This window comes from Flexivirga alba, assembly GCF_042661025.1.
GTDB classification, from domain to species: Bacteria; Actinomycetota; Actinomycetes; order Actinomycetales; family Dermatophilaceae; genus Flexivirga; species Flexivirga alba.
The window spans coordinates 122071-139058 of sequence record NZ_JBHSWH010000001.1; the positions used below are offsets into that span (position 1 = coordinate 122071).

Sequence of the window (16988 nt, forward strand, 5' to 3'; positions counted from 1 at the left end):
CATCAACAGGTCGGCGTCACGCGCTGACGGTGATCAAGCTTCACCAGGGTGACGGTGCCGCGGCGCCATACCTGGGCACCGTCGCGGACGAGCTTCTCCCGGGCGCACACCGGCACCTGATAGGTCCATTTCGGTTTGCTGGTGAACATCACATAGTCGACCGACGGGTGTTGGTCGGGGCGCAGCGAATAGGCGTCGTATGCCGGCACCAGGTATGCCCCCACGTCGGCCTGGGTCGCGACCCGCGCGTCCTTCGGCAGGTGGTCGGCTGCGAGCGAGCGGATGTTCTTGACCACGGCTGCGGTCCGGAACATCGAGCCGGGTGCGACTGCGCGGTCGGCCATTTCCGAGACGGCCAGTGCGAACCCGGCGATGACCGCGATCCCGACCGCTCCCTTTTCCCAGGTGCGGAGCGAGGGTCTCGATACACCGCTCGTCCCTCGCGGCACCCTTCGATACGCCGCTCGTCCCTCGCGGCTACTCAGGGCGGCGCTCGACCGGGCGGAAATGACGTCGACGAAGGCCAGTAGGCCGATCGGCCAGAGGATGACGTCGTAGTGAAAGTCCAGCGCCCAGTAATGGATGTTGGACGACACCGCACGCCACAACAGCGTCGGTATGGCGAGCACGGTCAGCTTCGAGCGCACGCCGATCACGAGGGCCAGCACGACATACATCAGCACCGGCAGGAGGCGCTGCGGGCTGAGGCTGTGGTCCTCCGGGACGGGCAGCTTGTTGCTCTTGCCGATGCCGAAGTAGGCCAGGTAGCCGGTGCCGCTGCCCGGTGCGAACGCGCCGATCACCAGCATTGCGACGATGACGCCGGCAACCCCGATGCCAGCGAGGATGAGCGGTCGGCGGCAGCCTTCGCTGCGGTACATCCACCACCAGCAGAAACCGGCGGCGAAGACCGTCAGCCCGAGGTCCTCCTTGGTCAGCACCAGCCACACCGCCGCCGCGACCGCCCAGCCGAAACGATGCTGCAGCAGCGCAATACACAGCACTGCCAACGCGATTGCGGCGTATGCGACCTCGTGCACGTCGAACATCGCGGTGGTCAGCACCGCTCGCGAGAAGATCCCGACGACCGCGATCAGCACCGCGACCTTCCAGCCGGCGCGACGCCGTGCGTAGCCGACGATCACGCCGAGGGCGGCACCGAGCAGCACCGACTGGGTGATCAGCAGCGCCGGCGGCGTCGGCCAGATCCGCCATACGACACCCCACGTCGCCAGCAGCGGGCTGAAGTGGTCGCCGAGCAAGGACAGGCCGCGGATGTGCGACACCGGCCAATGGCCACGCGACCAGGCGTCGGCACCCTGCGCGAAGATCCCGAGGTCGTAATCGGCGCTGTTGCCGGCGTTCCACCGGCCCAGCGCCAGCACCGCGAAGAAGATGCTCGCGACGATCGCGGACCCGCCGCCCAGCAGCCACGCCGGGCGCTTCTCAGCGTGCTGCAAGGGCTGCGTCATACAACGCCTTTTTGGACAGTCCGGTCTGCTCGGCGATCTCGGCGCACACGGCCTTCAACCGCTCACCACCCGCCACCCGCTCCTGTATGGCGGGCAGCACGTCGTCGACCGAAACGCTGACGGCGGGTGCACCACTGACCACCACGGTTATCTCGCCCCGGACACCCTCGACGGCCCACTGCGCGAGAGCGGCCAGCCCGTCCCGGCGGACCTCTTCATAGGTCTTGGTCAGCTCCCGGCATACGGCAGCGACCCGGTCGTCCCCGAACGCCTGGGCCATCGCGGCCAGCATTTCGGCGAGCCGATGCGGCGCCTCGAAGAAGACCATCGTGCGCTGCTCGGTGGCCAGGCCGGCCAGCCGACGCGCGCGCTCGCCCGCCTTGCGGGGCAGGAAGCCTTCGAAGCAGAACCGGTCGGTCGGCAACCCGGACACCGCGAGCGCCATCAGCACCGCGGACGGGCCCGGCACGCAGGTCACCCGAACGCCTGCCTCGACACAGGCGTTGGCCAGCCGGTAGCCCGGGTCGGAGACTGACGGCATACCGGCGTCCGTGACCAACACGATGCGGGCACCCTCGCGTAGCCGCTCGAGCAGTTCCGGAGTGCGGGCGCGTTCGTTGTGCTCGTGATAGCTGAGGACGCGGCCCTGCGGAGTCACCGCGAGCTCGTCCAGCAGTCGCCGCAACCTGCGGGTGTCCTCCGCGGCCACGATGTCGGCCCCGGCCAGTTCGGTTGCGAGTCGTGGGGCTGCGTCCCGCGGGTCCCCGATCGGCGTCGCAGCCAGCACCAGCACACCGTCAGACATGATGGGAAGTCTCGCACGCCATATCCGCGTCGATGCGCTCCCACGTAGCTTCCTCGGTTAATGTGACCCGCGGGTTCGTTCCTCACCAGCAGGTCACATCATTGGTGCTGAATGCCGTCCTTCGGCCGTGAGTGTGACCCGGCAGCCGGGAAAGGGGACATCAGTGACGGTCACGTTGGCACGGGAAACCGCCGACAACACTGCAGGCGACCCTGTCGCCGACCGCCGCGCCGTGTTGCGCCGCCGATTGCTCGGCGCCCCGCGCACCGCGGAGGCGAAGCTGTGGGCCTTCCTCGGTCCGGCGATTGTCACCGTCATCGGCGGCATTCTGCGGTTCTGGAATGTCGGTCGCCCCCACCAGTTGGTCTTTGACGAGACGTATTACGTCAAAGAGGGCTGGTCCATGTTCCTCTACGGGTTCGAGCACAAGCAGGACAAGTCGACCGGCATCACCAACAACCCCGACGGGTTGTTCACCATGGGCAACCCGCACGTCTTCGGCACCCAGGCCGACTTCGTCGTGCACCCGCCGCTCGGCAAGTGGTTCATCGGCATCGGCGAGAAGATGTTCGGCATCGACTCGTCCTTCGGCTGGCGATTCGCCGTCGCGCTCTTCGGCACGCTGGGCATCTACCTCGTCGGCCGCGCCGCCTGGCACCTCTTCCGCTCGCCGGTGCTGGCCACGCTCGCCTCGATCCTGCTGTGCTTCGAAGGCACCGAGTTCGTCATGTCGCGGACGTCCATCCTCGACATCATGGTCATGTTCTGGGCGCTTGCAGCCTTCGCCGCGCTGCTCGCCGACCGGACTCGGACCCGGCGGATCCTGGCCGACAAGGTCGCGGCGATGCAGGTCGCCGGCACCTGGGACAAAGCATCGCTGGCCGGCCCCTGGCTGGGCTGGCGCCCGTGGCGCTGGGTGGCCGGGCTGTGCCTCGGCATCGACTGCGCCACCAAGTGGTCAGGCCTCTATTTCCTGGCGGCGTTCGGTCTGATGACTTGCTTCTGGGACCTCGGCGCGCGCCGCGCGGTCGGGGTACGCCGCTACGGGTCGGCGACCTTCCTGAAGGACGCACTGCCCGCCTGTGTGAGCGTGCTGCTGGTGTCCGTCGGGGTCTACCTGGCCAGCTGGTTCGGCTGGATCGCCAGCAGCGACGCCTACGACCGGCAATGGGCCGCCGCCAATCCCGCGAACCAGAACTCCGGCTTCTCCCCCGACAGCTCGCTCTTCGCGTGGATGCCCGACTGGCTGCGCTCGCTCTGGGAATACAACTCGCAGATGTACACGTCGGCCGCCGATATCACGCAGCCGCATCCTTACATGTCGAACCCGTGGTCGTGGACGCTGCAGACCCGACCGACGTCGTTCTTCTACGAAGGACCGAAGAACGGCGACCCCGGATGCAACGTCGCACAGTGCAGCAAGGCGATCACGTCGCTCGGCACGGTCAGCATCTGGTGGCTGGGCACCATCGCGCTCGCAGTGTTGGTCTTCTATTGGTTGCTGCGCCGCGACTGGCGGGCCGGCGGCATCCTGGTCGGCGTCGCCGCGGGGTGGCTGCCCTGGTTCCTCTACCAGCACCGGACGATCTTCACCTTCTACTCGGTCGCTTTCGCGCCATACATGGTGCTGGCCTGTGTGTTCGTGCTCGGACTCGTGCTCGCGCGGCCGGGGGCCAGTGAGCAACGCGTGATGATCGGAAAGGCCGCGGTGGGCGGATTCACCATCTTGACCGTCGGGCTGTTCATCTTCTTCTGGCCGATCTGGACCGGTCAGGTCATCCCCTACAGCCACTGGCAGTGGCGTATGTGGCTGCCCAGCTGGGTCTAGCGCAGGAACTGCTCCACGTGGCCGGGCACGATCTGCGCGGCCAGCTTGCCGACCTGGTCCTGTGGCAGGTCCATGACCGGGTAGTCCTTGTTGCCGGCGGCCGTCGCCAGGCTCACCGTTGCGACTCCTGCGCGACGCTGGAAGAACGATCGGCGCACCGTGACGCCGACCGCTCCGCGACGCTCGATCACGTTGGTGGACAAGCTGATCGAGCCGGACCTGGTCACCAGGAAGCGATCCGCAACGGCGTGCCCGAGCCAGTGCGCGCGGCTGCGGCCGAGAAGCACGCCGCCGATGATCGGCAGCACCGCGCACACCCCGAGCACCGGCAGGTCCCAGACCACCGCTGCGATGACGAGCAGTGCGGCCAGCACGACCGCGCTGCCCAGCGCGCGCGTGTAGCGACGCCGCGTCGCAGCCGGCCCATGCGCCTGAATGGGTATGGCGAGCGCGTCCTGGCCGAGGACCGATTCGGCGGTTGCGGCGACGACACTCGCCGGGGACGGCGGCGTCAGCGTCGAACTCATCCCGCGGCCGTCCTCCTTCACACCCGTGGTGATCGCCGACAGGTGCGCGCCGCCGGCCCAGCGCAACGGCACCGGGCGATGAACCTCGACACCGCGCAACCGGCGGATCTCCAGGGAGGTCGCCCGGGTCGTCAGCAGGCCGCGGGACACGTGGTAAGTGCCGCCCCGACCGTCGCGAGTGAGTCGAAACCCGTGGAACGCCAACAGATAGCCGAGCAGCGCGAGCGCCACGATGACGACGAGCGCCCCGATGAGGACCGCCAGCACGGCAACGATCACACCGAGTGCGGCGAGCCGGTTCACCGTGCCGTGGATCAGGCTGCCTTCGCCCCTGCCGATGCCCGACTCGTTGAGAAACTGCGAGCCCACGCCGACGATCGCAAGTGCCGCAATCAACCCGGCGGGGCCGAACGGCGCATACCGGATCCAGGCCGGATTCAGCTGGTAGACAACCGTTTCCGTCGTGTATGCCGCCGCACCGCGCGACTCCTCACCGGCGTCGCCGGGCGGAGCAGTGGCATCAAGTGCAGCCTCCGGTGCCGCGCCGGCCACCCGGTGCAGCAGATCGCCGCGCAGCGCTGCCGCCTCCGAACTGGCCAATCCGTCCAGTTTCAAAGCCTTCTCGCCGGCGCCGGTGCCGATCTGAACCTCGGCCAGCCCGAGCGCTCGGTGCATCACCGAAGCGGTCACATCGACCGACCGCACCCGGCCGATCGGGGCTGACACCGTCGTTTTGTTGAGCACTCCGTGGCGCAACTGCACCTGATCCGCGGTGAACCGGTAACGGGTGCTGAACCAGCGCAGCACCCCGAAGGCGATGGCGCCCGCCGCCGCCAGCAGACCCCACCAGTTCTGGCCACCGGCCGACCCTGCGACGACGATGGCGATGAGCGCCGGCAGAAAACGGCCGACCTCCTTGATCGGGTGGATCAGCAGCATCCGCGGGCTGAGGCGGCGCCAGTCGCTCGAGTCCGTCGGCTTCTCGGGTGCAGAACCCTCCCCTGGGGAGACTTCGGTACGGCCCTCACCCGATTCACGTGCAGAACTCTCCGCTGGGGAGACTTGTGCACGCTTGTCCTCGGCGTTCCCGTCGTCGCTCATGTGGCGTCGCCTTCGCTGGCGGCGGTGACGACGGTGAGGTCGTGCACGATCCGGTCGGCGAGCTCGGCGTCGAGCCCCTCGATCCGCAGCTCGCCCTTGGCCGAGGCGGTGGTCACCGTGACCGAGCTCAGCCGAAAGAGTCGCTCGAGCACACCACGCTCGGTGTCGACAGTCTGCACCCGCGAGATCGGCGCGATGCGTTGCTCGATCGTGAGCAGGCCGCGCTGGGTGAAGACCGCGTCGTCGGTCATCTCCCAGCGGTGAATGCGGTAGCGCAACACTGGCGTGATCAAAACTCCGACGACGAAAACCACTGCAATCACTGCAATCCCGAGCAGTATCCAGCCTGTGGACGGCGAAGTCAGGAACCAGGTCACAGCACCTGCGATAAGGAGCACGGCGCTGACGATGCCGCCCTGCACGGCCCACATCGTGCGTGCGCGGGAGGACACAAGTTCGGCGGGCGGGCGCAGGTCCATGTCCAGACCTTCTCACGGCAGCGATGCCGCGCCCGTGATCGGCATACGAGTTCTCGCCCTGCAGCGGCGGCACGCTCGTGATCGGCATACGACCTCGCTCCTGCCCGGGAATCTCTGGTGTTCGCAAGGAGTCCCCACGCAAGGAGTAAGTCACTCCCAAGGAGGTCGTAAGCGAACGTTCAATGTTTCCAAAATCTTCGGCAGCGGAGCACCACTGGCGCCGTTGGTCTGCCCATAGTTCTCAGCGCGAGTCCAACCCCGGGCTCGCACCGGTCGCACACCACGTGACCTTTGAAATGGGAATGGATGTATATGCGAGTCAACAAGACAGCAATGCTCTTCGGCATCGCCGCTGTGTCGACGAGTTGTGTCATCGGCACCACCTCCGCACACGCGGCGACGGCACCGTCAGCCAGTCACCGCGCTACCGGCGTGAGCAACAACCAGGTGGTGAGCTCCTTCCTGAGTTCGCACCCGTCCTCGATCGCCTCGTCGTCGAGTGACAAGTACCAGCTGGTCGGCACGACCACCAGCGCCGACGGCACGTCGCACTTCCGCTACCAGCGGACCTACCAGGGCCTGCCGGTCGTCGGCGGCGACTTCGTTCTACACGCCAAGGGCGGGAAGGTCGTCGGCCAGTCCGGGGACCAGCGGGGCGCGATCTCCGTGTCGGCCACCCCGAAGGTCTCCGCCAGCACGTCCCGCGGTCAGGCGATCAGCGGCGCACACGTCTACGACGTCGCGGGCGCCACCTCAGCCAAGCTCGTCGTCGACGCCACCGGCGCCAAGCCGGTCCTTGCCTGGATGACCGTCGTCAAGGGTGTGCAGGCCGACGGCATCACCCCGAGTCACAAGGCCGTGCTCGTCAATGCCCAGACCGGCAAGACGATTCGGTCCTCCGAGATGATCAAGTCGCTGATGTCGGCCACCACGTCCAAGCAGGCGATGGCCCGTCGCGGCGTGCACCACAACGCGACGTTGACCACCCGCACGCCGGCGAAGGTGCCCACCATCAGCTGGGCATCGGTCGGCGGGCACGGCAAGGGACACAACAAGGGCGTGGCCGCCGACGGCACCGGCAAATCGCTCACGCTCGGTGACGTGAACATCACGACCACGCAGGGCAGCAGCGGCTACCAACTGACGGACCCGAACCACGGCGGCAACTCGGCCTGCGACATGAACAACTCGCAGTCCGGCAACTGCGCCCTCTTCACCGACGCCGACAACGCGTGGGGCGACGGGCAGAACGACGACCGGGCCACCGCCGCGGTCGACGTCTACTACGGCGCCGCGATGACCTGGGACTACTACAAGCAGGCCTTCAACCGGACTGGCATCTTCGATGACGGCCAGGGCGTGCCGTCGCGCGTCCACTACGGGAGCGGCTACGTCAACGCGTTCTGGGACGGCTCGCAGATGACGTATGGCGACGGCGCGGGCGACAACGCCCCACTGGTCGCGATCGACGTGGCCGGCCACGAGATGTCGCACGGTGTCTCCGAGGCGCTGGCCAACCTCGGCTACAGCGGCGACGTCGGCGGAATCAACGAGTCCAACAGCGACGTCTTCGGCACGATGGTCGAGTTCGAGGCCAACAGCCCGGTCGACACGCCTGACTTCACCATCGGCGAGACGATCAACATCAATGGCGACGGCACCCCGCTGCGCTACATGGACCAGCCGAGCAAGGACGGTGCTTCGCTGGACTGCTGGTCCTCCTCGACCCAGAACGAGGACCCGCATTACACGTCCGGCGTCGGCAACCACGCTTTCTTCCTGCTGGCCAACGGCAGCGGTCAGTCCCAGTGGGGCAACAGCCCGACCTGTGACAGCTCCACCATCACCGGCATCGGCAAGGACAAGGCCGCCGCCATTTGGTACAACGCGATCAAGGACTACGGCACCTCCAACATGTCGTATGCCGATCTGCGCGCCGGCATGATCAAGTCCGCCGACGCGCTGTATGGCGCGGGCAGCACCGAGTCCCAGACCGTGGCAGCGGCCTGGAGCGCAGTCAGTGTGAGTTGATCCGTATGGCGAACCCCTCCGGTCGGCCCCCTCCCAGGACCGGAGGGGTTCGTCATACCCTCGATTGGTATGAGCAAGGTCCAGGTCCGCAGGGTGTATGACGCACCGGAGTCGTCCGACGGCAAGCGCGTGCTGGTCGACCGGCTCTGGCCGCGCGGGCTGAGCAAGGAGAAGGCGAAGCTCGACGACTGGTGCAAGCAGGTGTCGCCGTCGACCGAGCTGCGCAAGTGGTACGCGCACGACCCGGACAAGTTCGAGGAGTTCGCCGGTCGCTACCGCGCGGAGCTGGACGACCCCGAGCGGGCCGAAGCGCTGGACGGCCTGCGCACGGACGCGGCGGCCGGCACCCTCACCCTGCTGACCGCCGCCAAACGCGACGACATCAGCGAGGCGACCGTGCTCGCCGAGCTCATCAGCGGCGAATCCGGTTCATAACACGCCACTTTCACGCGGCGGCGAGTAGGTTCGGACTGTATGAGCAGCGAAGAGCAGCGCCTGCGGTCGCGCGCCTGGTTCGACGACCCGAGCGACCCCGGGATGACCGCGATCTATCTCGAGCGCTACCTCAACTACGGCATCACGATCGAGGAGCTGCAGTCGGGTAGGCCGATCATCGGCATCGCGCAGAGCGGGTCCGACCTCTCCCCTGCAACCGGCACCATCTCGAGCTGGCGAAACGCGTCCGGGACGGGATCATCGCCGCCGGTGGTGTGCCGCTGGAGTTCCCGACCCACCCGATCCAGGAGACCGGCAAGCGGCCCGGCGCGGCGCTCGACCGCAACCTCGCCTACCTCGGCCTGGTGGAGTTGCTCTACGGCTATCCGATCGACGGTGTCGTGCTGACGATCGGCTGCGACAAGACGACTCCCTCGCAGTTGATGGCCGCCGCCACCGTCAACATCCCGGCCATTGCCCTGTCCGTCGGGCCGATGCTCAACGGTTGGGATGACGGCAAGCGCACCGGCTCCGGCACCATCATCTGGAAGGCTCGCGAGCTGCTCGCCACCGGCGAGATCGACCACGCGAAATTCCTGGAACTCGTTGCGTCCTCGACGAACTCGGTGGGTTTCTGCAACACGATGGGCACCGCATCGACGATGAATTCGCTGACTGAGGCGCTCGGCATGGAGCTACCGGGCGGAGCCGCGATCCCCGCGGCATACCGGCAACGCGCCCAGTTCGCGTACGAAACCGGTTCGCGCATCGTGGAATTGGTGCGGGACGACGTGTTGCCTTCCGACATACTCACCCGCGACGCCTTCCTCAACGCGATCGCCGTCAACTCCGCGATCGGCGGATCGACCAACGCGCCGATCCATCTGCAGGCCGTGGCTCGCCACATGGGTGTCGAGTTGTCCCTCACCGATTGGGAGGAACACGGCCGGGACCTGCCGTTGCTGGTCAACCTGCAGCCGGCCGGCGAGTATCTCGGCGAGGACTTCTATCACGCCGGAGGGGTCCCCGCGGTCGTCAACCAGTTGATGCGAGCCGGGACGATCCGGCAGGACGCGCTCACCGTGAGCGGCCGGACCATCGGCGACAACTGCCGCGACGCGACGATCGCCGACACGGCCGTCATCCGGCCCATCGACGAGCCGCTCAAGGAGCACGCCGGCTTCGTGGTGCTGACCGGCAACCTCTTCGACGCCGCGATCATGAAGACCTCGGTGATCGACGAAGCGTTCCGCGACCGCTACCTCTCCGACCCGGAAGACCCGGACGCATTCGAAGGTCGCGCAGTCGTTTTCGACGGACCGGAGGACTACCACCGGCGGATCGAGGCCGAGCCCGACATCGACGAGTCCAGCATCCTGTTCATGCGCGGTGCCGGACCGATCGGCTACCCCGGCGCGGCGGAGGTGGTCAACATGCAGCCGCCGGCCGCGTTGCTGCACGCGGGGATCGACTCGCTGCCGTGCGTCGGCGACGGTCGGCAGTCCGGCACCTCCGGCTCACCGTCGATCCTCAACGCGTCTCCCGAGGCCGCTGCGGGCGGCAACCTGGCGATCCTCCGATCAGGCGACCCGGTGCGCATCGATCTGCGTCAGGGCCGGGTCGACCTGTTGGTCGACGACGCCGAGATCGCCCGCAGGCGTCAGGAATTGGAAGATGCGGGCGGCTATCCGATGCCGCCGTCACAGACCCCGTGGCAACAGCTCCACCGGGCCGGCGTCGGGCAGATGGACACCGGCATGGTGATCGAGGACGCCGTCGCTTTCCAGCGCATCGCTCAGACCCGCGGCTTGCCCCGGCACAGCCACTGAGCAGCAACGGGCCGAAATTCCGTGCCGCACGGAGGTTTTCGCGTTCGGCAGGCGCCGGGAAGGTCAGCAGTTCGTCAAGAAACGCCCTCAATCCGGCCAAAGGTGTTGCGCACCGCCCCAGCGCGGCACGACACTCAGCCGTCGCCGAGAGAAGATCCTCTCGGCACGGTCTCCTGAGGAGTTCACATGCGCAAGATCCCCCTGCTCGCCGCCATCAGCGTGGCCGCATCCGCCGGCGCGCTCGGCAGCGTCATACCGACCGCCCACGCAGCGACCGCACACGGCCCCAACGTGCACTCGGTGCACTCCTGTGCGACCGCGAGCGCCGGTTCGGCCGCCTGCGACGCGGTCCACCTGGTCAACGCGACGGGCCAGAACGTGAGCAACACCGGTCGGCTGCAGCCGGCCGCCGCCGCTCATGGCAAGCCGGTGAAGCCCTCCGCGATCTCGGGCAAGACACCGACCGACATCCAGAGTGCTTACAAGCTCTCCGGGCTGAAGTCCGGCGGCCGGACCGTCGCGATCGTCGACGCCTACGGCTACCCGAATGCGGAGCGCGATCTCGGCGTCTACCGCACCCAGTTCGGTCTGTCGTCGTGCACCAAGGCCAACGGCTGCCTGACGGTCATGAGCCAGACGGGCAGCACCACCAGCCTGCCCCGCACCAACGTCGGCTGGACGCAGGAGCAGGCGTTGGACCTCGACGCGGTCTCGGCCGCCTGTCCGGACTGCAAAATCGTTCTCGTGCAAGCGAAGTCGGCTTCGTTCGCTGACCTGGGTGCAGCCGTCAACCAGGCCGCCAAGGTCTCCGGGGTCGTCGCGATCTCGAACTCGTACGGCGGCGGTGACGCACCCGACTCGACATACGGCAGCTACTACAACCACCCGGGCATCGCGGTCACCGCGTCGACCGGCGACAACGGCTACCAGGGCGCCAGCTTCCCGGCCTCCTCGCACTACGTGACCGCAGTCGGCGGCACCTCACTGAACACTGCCTCCAACTCCCGCGGCTGGAGCGAATCCGCCTGGAGCGGCTCGGGATCCGGTTGCAGCACGTCGAACGTTGCTCCGTCCGGCCAGAGCTCGTCGGTCACCCACTGCAGTGGCCGCGCGATGGCGGACGTGTCCGCGGTCGCCGACCCGAACACCGGCCTCGCGGTCTACGCGCCGACGTCGAGCAACTCCTCCTCATGGGCGCAGTATGGCGGGACATCCCTGTCGTCACCGCTTGTCGCGTCGGTCTACGCGCTGTCCGGCAACACCAGTGGCTACGCCAACGCCAAGCCCTACGCCAACGCGTCGGCGCTGTTCGACGTGACGACCGGTAGCAACGGCAGCAACCAGTACTGGTCCAACGCCGGCACCGGTTGGGACGGTCCGACCGGGCTCGGCACGCCGAACGGCACCGCCGCCTTCTGATCGGCACGGCATACCAGTGACTCGGGGAGGATCCCCGTCGGGCACACCACCCGGCGGGGATCTTTGTCAGTGATTTCGCCCCGTTGCCCCAGCAACGTGTGGCACGCTTTTACGTCGATGACCACCCATACGACTTTGGAACGCCCTGCGCGGAGCGTCCCTGCGGACGTAGCCCCGGCGCACTTGGCCCAAGCCGTCGATCCGCCGCCGACCCGAATGGCGATGATCGGCCTCGCTGCCTGGATCGCGTTGTGCGCACTGGCTTCCAGCCGGCACGGATTGTTCTCCTGGCATTACTTCGCCACCGCCGGGCAGACACTCCTCAGCGCCCCCGGTGGCCTGCATGTGTATGGCGAACACCCCGAGCTGCAGTTCGGCCCGGTGACCATGGCGGTCTGTGCGCTGCTCGGGCTGGCGCCGGCAACCGTGGGCGCCGCGATCGCTTGCGGGTTCATGATCGCGCTGGGGGTGGGCACGGGCGTCATACTCGGTCGGCTGCGGTCAACTCATCACAGTGCTCGGATGTCCGCGCGGGCGGCGATGGTCTATGCCGCCCTGATCGCACCGCTGTGGCTGGTGCTGGCCGTCCATTACGGACACCTGGATGACGCGCTCGCGCTGTTCCTCATGGCGGCGGGGGTAGCACTGTGCATGCGAGACCGCTGGATCCTCGCCGCGGTGCTGCTTGCGGCGGCAACCGGGGCGAAGCCGTGGGTCGTGCCGATGGCGGTGATGTTGTTGGCGGCTCCTCGACCCGCGCGGCTGAAGGCTGCCGCGGTCTTCATCGTAGGGACTGTCCTGCCGTGGATTCCTTTCGTACTGACCGATGCTCGCACCGTGCAGCTGAGTCGATTCGTGATCACTGTCGCTGAGGACTCGGTCCTGAGGCAGTTCGGGTCGCTGTCGCTGGCCACGCCTACCTGGGTCCGGCCGGCGCAGATCGTGCTCGGTGCAGCGCTGGCAATCTGGATGATCCGCCGCGGCCGTTGGGTGTGCATACCGTTCGCCGTCCTTTCCATGCGGCTCCTGATCGATCCGCAGACCTACCTCTATTACTCGACCGGTTTGGCAGTGGCGGCGGCGATCGCCGACCTCACCCGCAGTGATCGGCGGCCGATCCTCACCGGGCTCGTCGTCGGGTGGTCCGCAGTCACCATGGCGCTCGACACCTCCGGGCAACTAACCGCCGCCGGCACGGTCCGCCTCATCGGCCTCCTGGCCGGCATCGTCGCGATAATCGTCGACGACGGCTGGTCGCAAAATGAGCGTCCCCCGGCCCGCCAGGACCGCTCCCGAGCTGCCGTCGTACCCCCCAAGGTCGAGCGAAGGACCCGGCCCGTCGTGACCGCCGAGCCCTTCGTCGCCGATCCCACTCCCGTCTTTCCCATCGCCACCCACCGGGCCGAGGGCCCCTCCCGGTCACCGTCGTCAGCGTCCCGAACCGTCCTGATCCACCCAAGCTCGGCCAGTTGTGGTCCCAGACGCGACAGCCGCAGCATCAGTCGGCGCAGCTGCGGTCCCGGACACGACATCCGGTGCGCCCGTCGGCGTCCAGTCGGCTACTTCGCCGATGACAGCCCGGGATCAGTCCGGTTCGACGTCGCGCTGAGCGCGGCGCCAACCACCGACCGTCGCTGCTGCGACGAAACACGCGAGAAGCCCGAAAACCCCTGTGCTCGGGGCAGATCCATCGGCGTAGGAAGGAACGTGCGCGAAGACCCCGGCGTGCTCGAGCCAGTCGGGCGCATGGAGCACGGAACCCATCAACACCAGCACTCCGGAGCCGGCGACCGGCAACCACGCAACCGGCCCCCACCGACGGTGCACGCCGATGACCAGACCGGTGATTCCGATGAGTGCGAGTTCGGCCGGCCACTGCCCGGCGATGTAGGAGAAGCATCGACCTGCTCCCCCGGGCAGCTGCGTGAGTGCCACCAGCGACCCGACACCTCCGGCGACCAGCAGCATCGCCAATGAACCGGCGGCGGCCACGACGATCCGTGCAAGCAGTGGGCTGCGGCCCCGCGCACCCACTGTCAGCAGATTTTCCATGGTGCCGTCCGCTTCAGCGGTCGCGTCACCGAGCATCGTCAACACCGCGTAGCAGCCGACCAACAGGCCGATCATCACGCCGGCGAAGGAGAAGAAGACCGCGTCCAGTTGCCGTTCGCCGGTCAGCTGCCGCATCAGCTTGGCGGTGGACTCGTCGCTGGTGAGCAGGTCGATGAGGCTGCCGCTCATCCCACCGAACAGCGCGGCGACCGCCGTCACGATCACGGTCCACGCCAGCCAGCGCCCGCGTTCCAGTCGCCAGGTGAGTGCCAGCACGGAGCGGATCCGCAGGCGGTCAGCGGAGGACGCCCGGGCATGCAAGGGGGCGGAGGCATACTCGCGGTTGCGGCCGGCCCACCACACGAGCAGGCCGATCAACGCACACACTGCGACGAATATCAGGAGCGCCCACCACCGATCATGTGTGTATGGCGCCTCGGCGTCGATCCACCCCAGCGGACTGAACCAGCGCAGGGGGCTGATGTCTTGCACGTTGGCAATCGCCCGTATGCCGAAAGCGGCTGCCAGAGCTACAAATCCGAGAAGCCGGGCGAGGCCGGCACTGTCGGCGAGCTCCCCCGCCAGCAGCCCGGCGAAGCCGAAGAAGAGACCGCAGCACGCAGTCACCGCCCCGAGGCCGAGCGCACCCTGCCAGCTGAGTTCATCGACGAACGCGGTCTCAACCAGCAGCACCGCCGCGACTGCGGCACCGAGTCCCACGGTCACCGTCGCGACCGCCCCGGCAGCGGCACCCAGCCTGGACGACGCCCGATAGCCGCACGCTTGCACCAGCTCGGCGGTGCCGGTGTCTTCCGCGCCGCGCCCGAAGCTCACGCCGAGCAGCAGCGCAAGCACTGCAGTCGCGATCACCAGGTAGGTGCCCATCTCCCAGGTCACCAACTGCCCGATGGTGCCCGGTTCGGGCAGCGGACCGTAGAGCAGCCGTGTCGCGGCGTTGCTGCCCATGCTGCTGATCAGGTGCTCTCGCTGGTCGAGCCGCGGGTAGGTCGAGGAGTATGACGGCGCCACGATCGTGAGCAGCGCCATCAGTGGGATCACCCAGGCCAGGATGCGACGCCGATGTGTCTGCAGGGTGACCCGCATCGGCCCGATGGGGCGCCTCATCGGGACCCCACCTTGTAATGCCGCAGGAACAGGTCTTCCAGACTTGCGGGTGTGCAGCGCACATCCGTCGGATGCGCGACCAGTAGTCGCTGCAAAACTGCATCGATGTGCTCCTCGGGAACACTGGTTTCCAGGCGAATCGCGTTGTCTTGCACCTGTTTTCGCTCCACCTCGGCTCCACCCAGCACTGCCTGTATGTCGGCGGCGACGCGATCAGCGGCGTCCCCCGACACCACTGCGCTGATCGTGGACGCCGCGAGGTGCCGCATGTCGGACAGTCGACCGGTCTCCACCAGGCGGCCGTCCTTGATGATCGTGACGGCGTCACACAACTGCTCGACCTCGCCGAGGATGTGACTCGACAGCAACACCGTCCGCCCGTCCGCCACGGCGCGTGCGACGCACTCACCGAAGATCCGCTCCATCAGCGGGTCCAGGCCGGAGGTCGGCTCATCCAGGATCAGCAGATCCGTGCGCGCCGCGAACGCGGCCACCAGGATGACCTTCTGCCGGTTTCCTTTGGAGTACCTGCGGATTCGCTTGCTCGGGTCGAGTGCGAAGGCGTCGATCAGCTCTCGCTCGCGGTCGTCGTCATACTCCCCGCCCGCCGCGCGGCGCAGTCCGGCCAGCACGTCGAGCGCCTGCCGGCCGGTGAGGGTGGGCCAGAGGGCGACCTCCCCGGCGACATACGAGACGTCGCGGTTGATGACCGAGCTGTGTGTCGCCGGGTCCTTACCCAGCACGCTGACCGATCCGCCGTCACGTCGGTAGAGGCCGAGCAGCACCCGGATCGTCGTCGTCTTGCCGGCGCCGTTGGGACCGAGGAAGCCGTGGACAGCGCCGCGCGTGACGCGCAGATCGAGATCCTCGATCGCTCGGAAGTTGCCGAAGGTCTTGGTCAGTCCCTGCACCAGGACCACGTCGTCGGTGACAACCTTCCCGACTCCCTGGGTCGACGGATTCGTCAACAACCCGCTCACAGTCGAGCTCCTTTCGGTTCTGGCGGCAGCAGGTCTTGCTGCCGCAACTCCACTTCCATCGCCTGCTGGAAGCGCTCTTGTAACGCCTTGGGGAACAGCTCGGTCGTGGCGTATCCCACGTAGTCGCTGGAGCTGAGTGATGCCTGCTCGAGCAGGGCCATCGCCTCATCGACGGAGAGCCCCAAGGACGCCATGAATTCGGCTGCGTGCGAGGCCATTTCATCGACCCGAGCACCGAGCTCGCTGGTAGACAGCGAACTCATCTCGCGATCCAGATCCCGGAACTCGGCGAAGAGCGGCAGGATCAGCTCCAGTTGCTTGTCGGTGAGACGCTCGGCGAGCTCGATGACCATCGGTGGCAATTCGCCGCTGTAACAGGCGAATTCGACGACTTGCCGCTCGGCAGCGATCATCTCGGCGATGCTGTCGTCCTCAGCACGTGCGATCAGCCGCTCATACATCCGGTGCACGGCACGCGGCATCGGCGACACCGGCCCTCCTTCGGCGGTGTTGCGCAACAGCCGAACCAGTTGGTCTCGCTGGCTGTTCAGCTGCTCGAGTCGCTCATCGACCCGACCCAGCGCGATCGCCAGGTCGGTGCGTATGGCGGCCAGCTCGTCCGGGTCGTCGGCCTGCTCCTCGAGCATCGAACGCACCGCCACCAGGGGCACGCCGGAGTCGACCAGCCAACGGATCCGCAGCAGCCGAGCGAGGTGCGCCATACCGTAATCGCGCACACGAGAACCCCCTCGTTCTCCGGGGACGGGTAACAGCCCGATCTGGTGGTAGTAACGGATGGTCCGCACGGTGGTGTCGGTCAGATCAGCCAGCTCTTTGACTCGCATGTCTCGATCATCGACTGTGACGTAACGTCACAGTCAAGTCATCGCCGGCGAGAGCAGCGG

At 67.4% G+C, this 16988-nt stretch carries 13 protein-coding genes; 5 read left to right on the forward strand and 8 right to left on the reverse strand.

Annotation, left to right across the window (positions count from 1 at the left end; genetic code table 11):
- Positions 1-2: 2 nt before the first annotated feature.
- Both ACFQDH_RS00550 and rsmI read right to left on the reverse strand, forming a co-directional pair.
- The gene (locus tag ACFQDH_RS00550; RefSeq protein ID WP_382397474.1) at positions 3-1472 is read right to left on the reverse strand and encodes a DUF2079 domain-containing protein; all 1470 of its coding nucleotides are present in this window, start codon (positions 1470-1472) and stop codon (positions 3-5) included.
- Complete coding sequence (rsmI, locus tag ACFQDH_RS00555) at positions 1447-2277, reverse strand: 16S rRNA (cytidine(1402)-2'-O)-methyltransferase (protein ID WP_382397476.1); 831 nt, start codon at positions 2275-2277, stop codon at positions 1447-1449. The genes ACFQDH_RS00550 and rsmI overlap by 26 nt, the downstream gene beginning before the upstream one ends.
- Before the next feature lie 163 nt (positions 2278-2440).
- Here rsmI and ACFQDH_RS00560 point away from each other — a divergent pair, with 163 nt between their 5' ends.
- Positions 2441-4105: a dolichyl-phosphate-mannose--protein mannosyltransferase gene (locus ACFQDH_RS00560; RefSeq protein WP_382397478.1), complete on the forward strand. Its 1665-nt coding sequence runs from the start codon at positions 2441-2443 to the stop codon at positions 4103-4105.
- Here the strand turns inward: ACFQDH_RS00560 and ACFQDH_RS00565 are convergent.
- On the reverse strand, positions 4102-5733 hold the full coding sequence (locus ACFQDH_RS00565) for a PH domain-containing protein (protein WP_382397480.1): 1632 nt from the start codon (positions 5731-5733) through the stop codon (positions 4102-4104). The two genes, ACFQDH_RS00560 and ACFQDH_RS00565, sit on opposite strands and share 4 nt — an antisense overlap.
- The gene (locus ACFQDH_RS00570; RefSeq protein WP_382397482.1) at positions 5730-6212 is read right to left on the reverse strand and encodes a PH domain-containing protein; all 483 of its coding nucleotides are present in this window, start codon (positions 6210-6212) and stop codon (positions 5730-5732) included. The genes ACFQDH_RS00565 and ACFQDH_RS00570 overlap by 4 nt, the downstream gene beginning before the upstream one ends.
- 312 nt (positions 6213-6524) lie before the next feature.
- Between ACFQDH_RS00570 and ACFQDH_RS00575 the strand changes: the two genes are divergently transcribed.
- The 4 genes from ACFQDH_RS00575 (at position 6525) to ACFQDH_RS00590 (ending at position 11926) form a co-directional block, all read left to right on the forward strand.
- Complete coding sequence (locus ACFQDH_RS00575) at positions 6525-8243, forward strand: M4 family metallopeptidase (protein ID WP_382397484.1); 1719 nt, start codon at positions 6525-6527, stop codon at positions 8241-8243.
- Between the two features lie 69 nt (positions 8244-8312).
- On the forward strand, positions 8313-8678 hold the full coding sequence (locus ACFQDH_RS00580; RefSeq protein WP_382397486.1) for a DUF488 domain-containing protein: 366 nt from the start codon (positions 8313-8315) through the stop codon (positions 8676-8678).
- A gap of 260 nt (positions 8679-8938) precedes the next feature.
- The gene (locus ACFQDH_RS00585; protein ID WP_382404779.1) at positions 8939-10507 is read left to right on the forward strand and encodes an IlvD/Edd family dehydratase; all 1569 of its coding nucleotides are present in this window, start codon (positions 8939-8941) and stop codon (positions 10505-10507) included.
- A gap of 186 nt (positions 10508-10693) precedes the next feature.
- Complete coding sequence (locus tag ACFQDH_RS00590) at positions 10694-11926, forward strand: S53 family peptidase (RefSeq protein WP_382397488.1); 1233 nt, start codon at positions 10694-10696, stop codon at positions 11924-11926.
- Positions 11927-12219: 293 nt separating this feature from the next.
- Here the strand turns inward: ACFQDH_RS00590 and ACFQDH_RS00595 are convergent, their stop codons facing one another.
- The 4 genes from ACFQDH_RS00595 to ACFQDH_RS00610 all read right to left on the reverse strand — a co-directional run bounded on the left by ACFQDH_RS00595 (position 12220) and on the right by ACFQDH_RS00610 (position 16928).
- Complete coding sequence (locus ACFQDH_RS00595; protein WP_382397490.1) at positions 12220-12402, reverse strand: hypothetical protein; 183 nt, start codon at positions 12400-12402, stop codon at positions 12220-12222.
- A 1108-nt stretch (positions 12403-13510) separates the two neighbouring features.
- Entirely contained in the window at positions 13511-15103 is a 1593-nt protein-coding gene (locus tag ACFQDH_RS00600; RefSeq protein WP_382397492.1) for a hypothetical protein, read from the reverse strand.
- Positions 15100-16083, reverse strand: coding sequence for an ABC transporter ATP-binding protein (locus ACFQDH_RS00605; RefSeq protein ID WP_382397494.1), 984 nt, complete (start codon positions 16081-16083; stop codon positions 15100-15102). The genes ACFQDH_RS00600 and ACFQDH_RS00605 overlap by 4 nt, the downstream gene beginning before the upstream one ends.
- Positions 16080-16928, reverse strand: coding sequence for a helix-turn-helix domain-containing protein (locus ACFQDH_RS00610; RefSeq protein ID WP_382397496.1), 849 nt, complete (start codon positions 16926-16928; stop codon positions 16080-16082). The genes ACFQDH_RS00605 and ACFQDH_RS00610 overlap by 4 nt, the downstream gene beginning before the upstream one ends.
- Between the last annotated feature and the right edge of the window lie 60 nt (positions 16929-16988).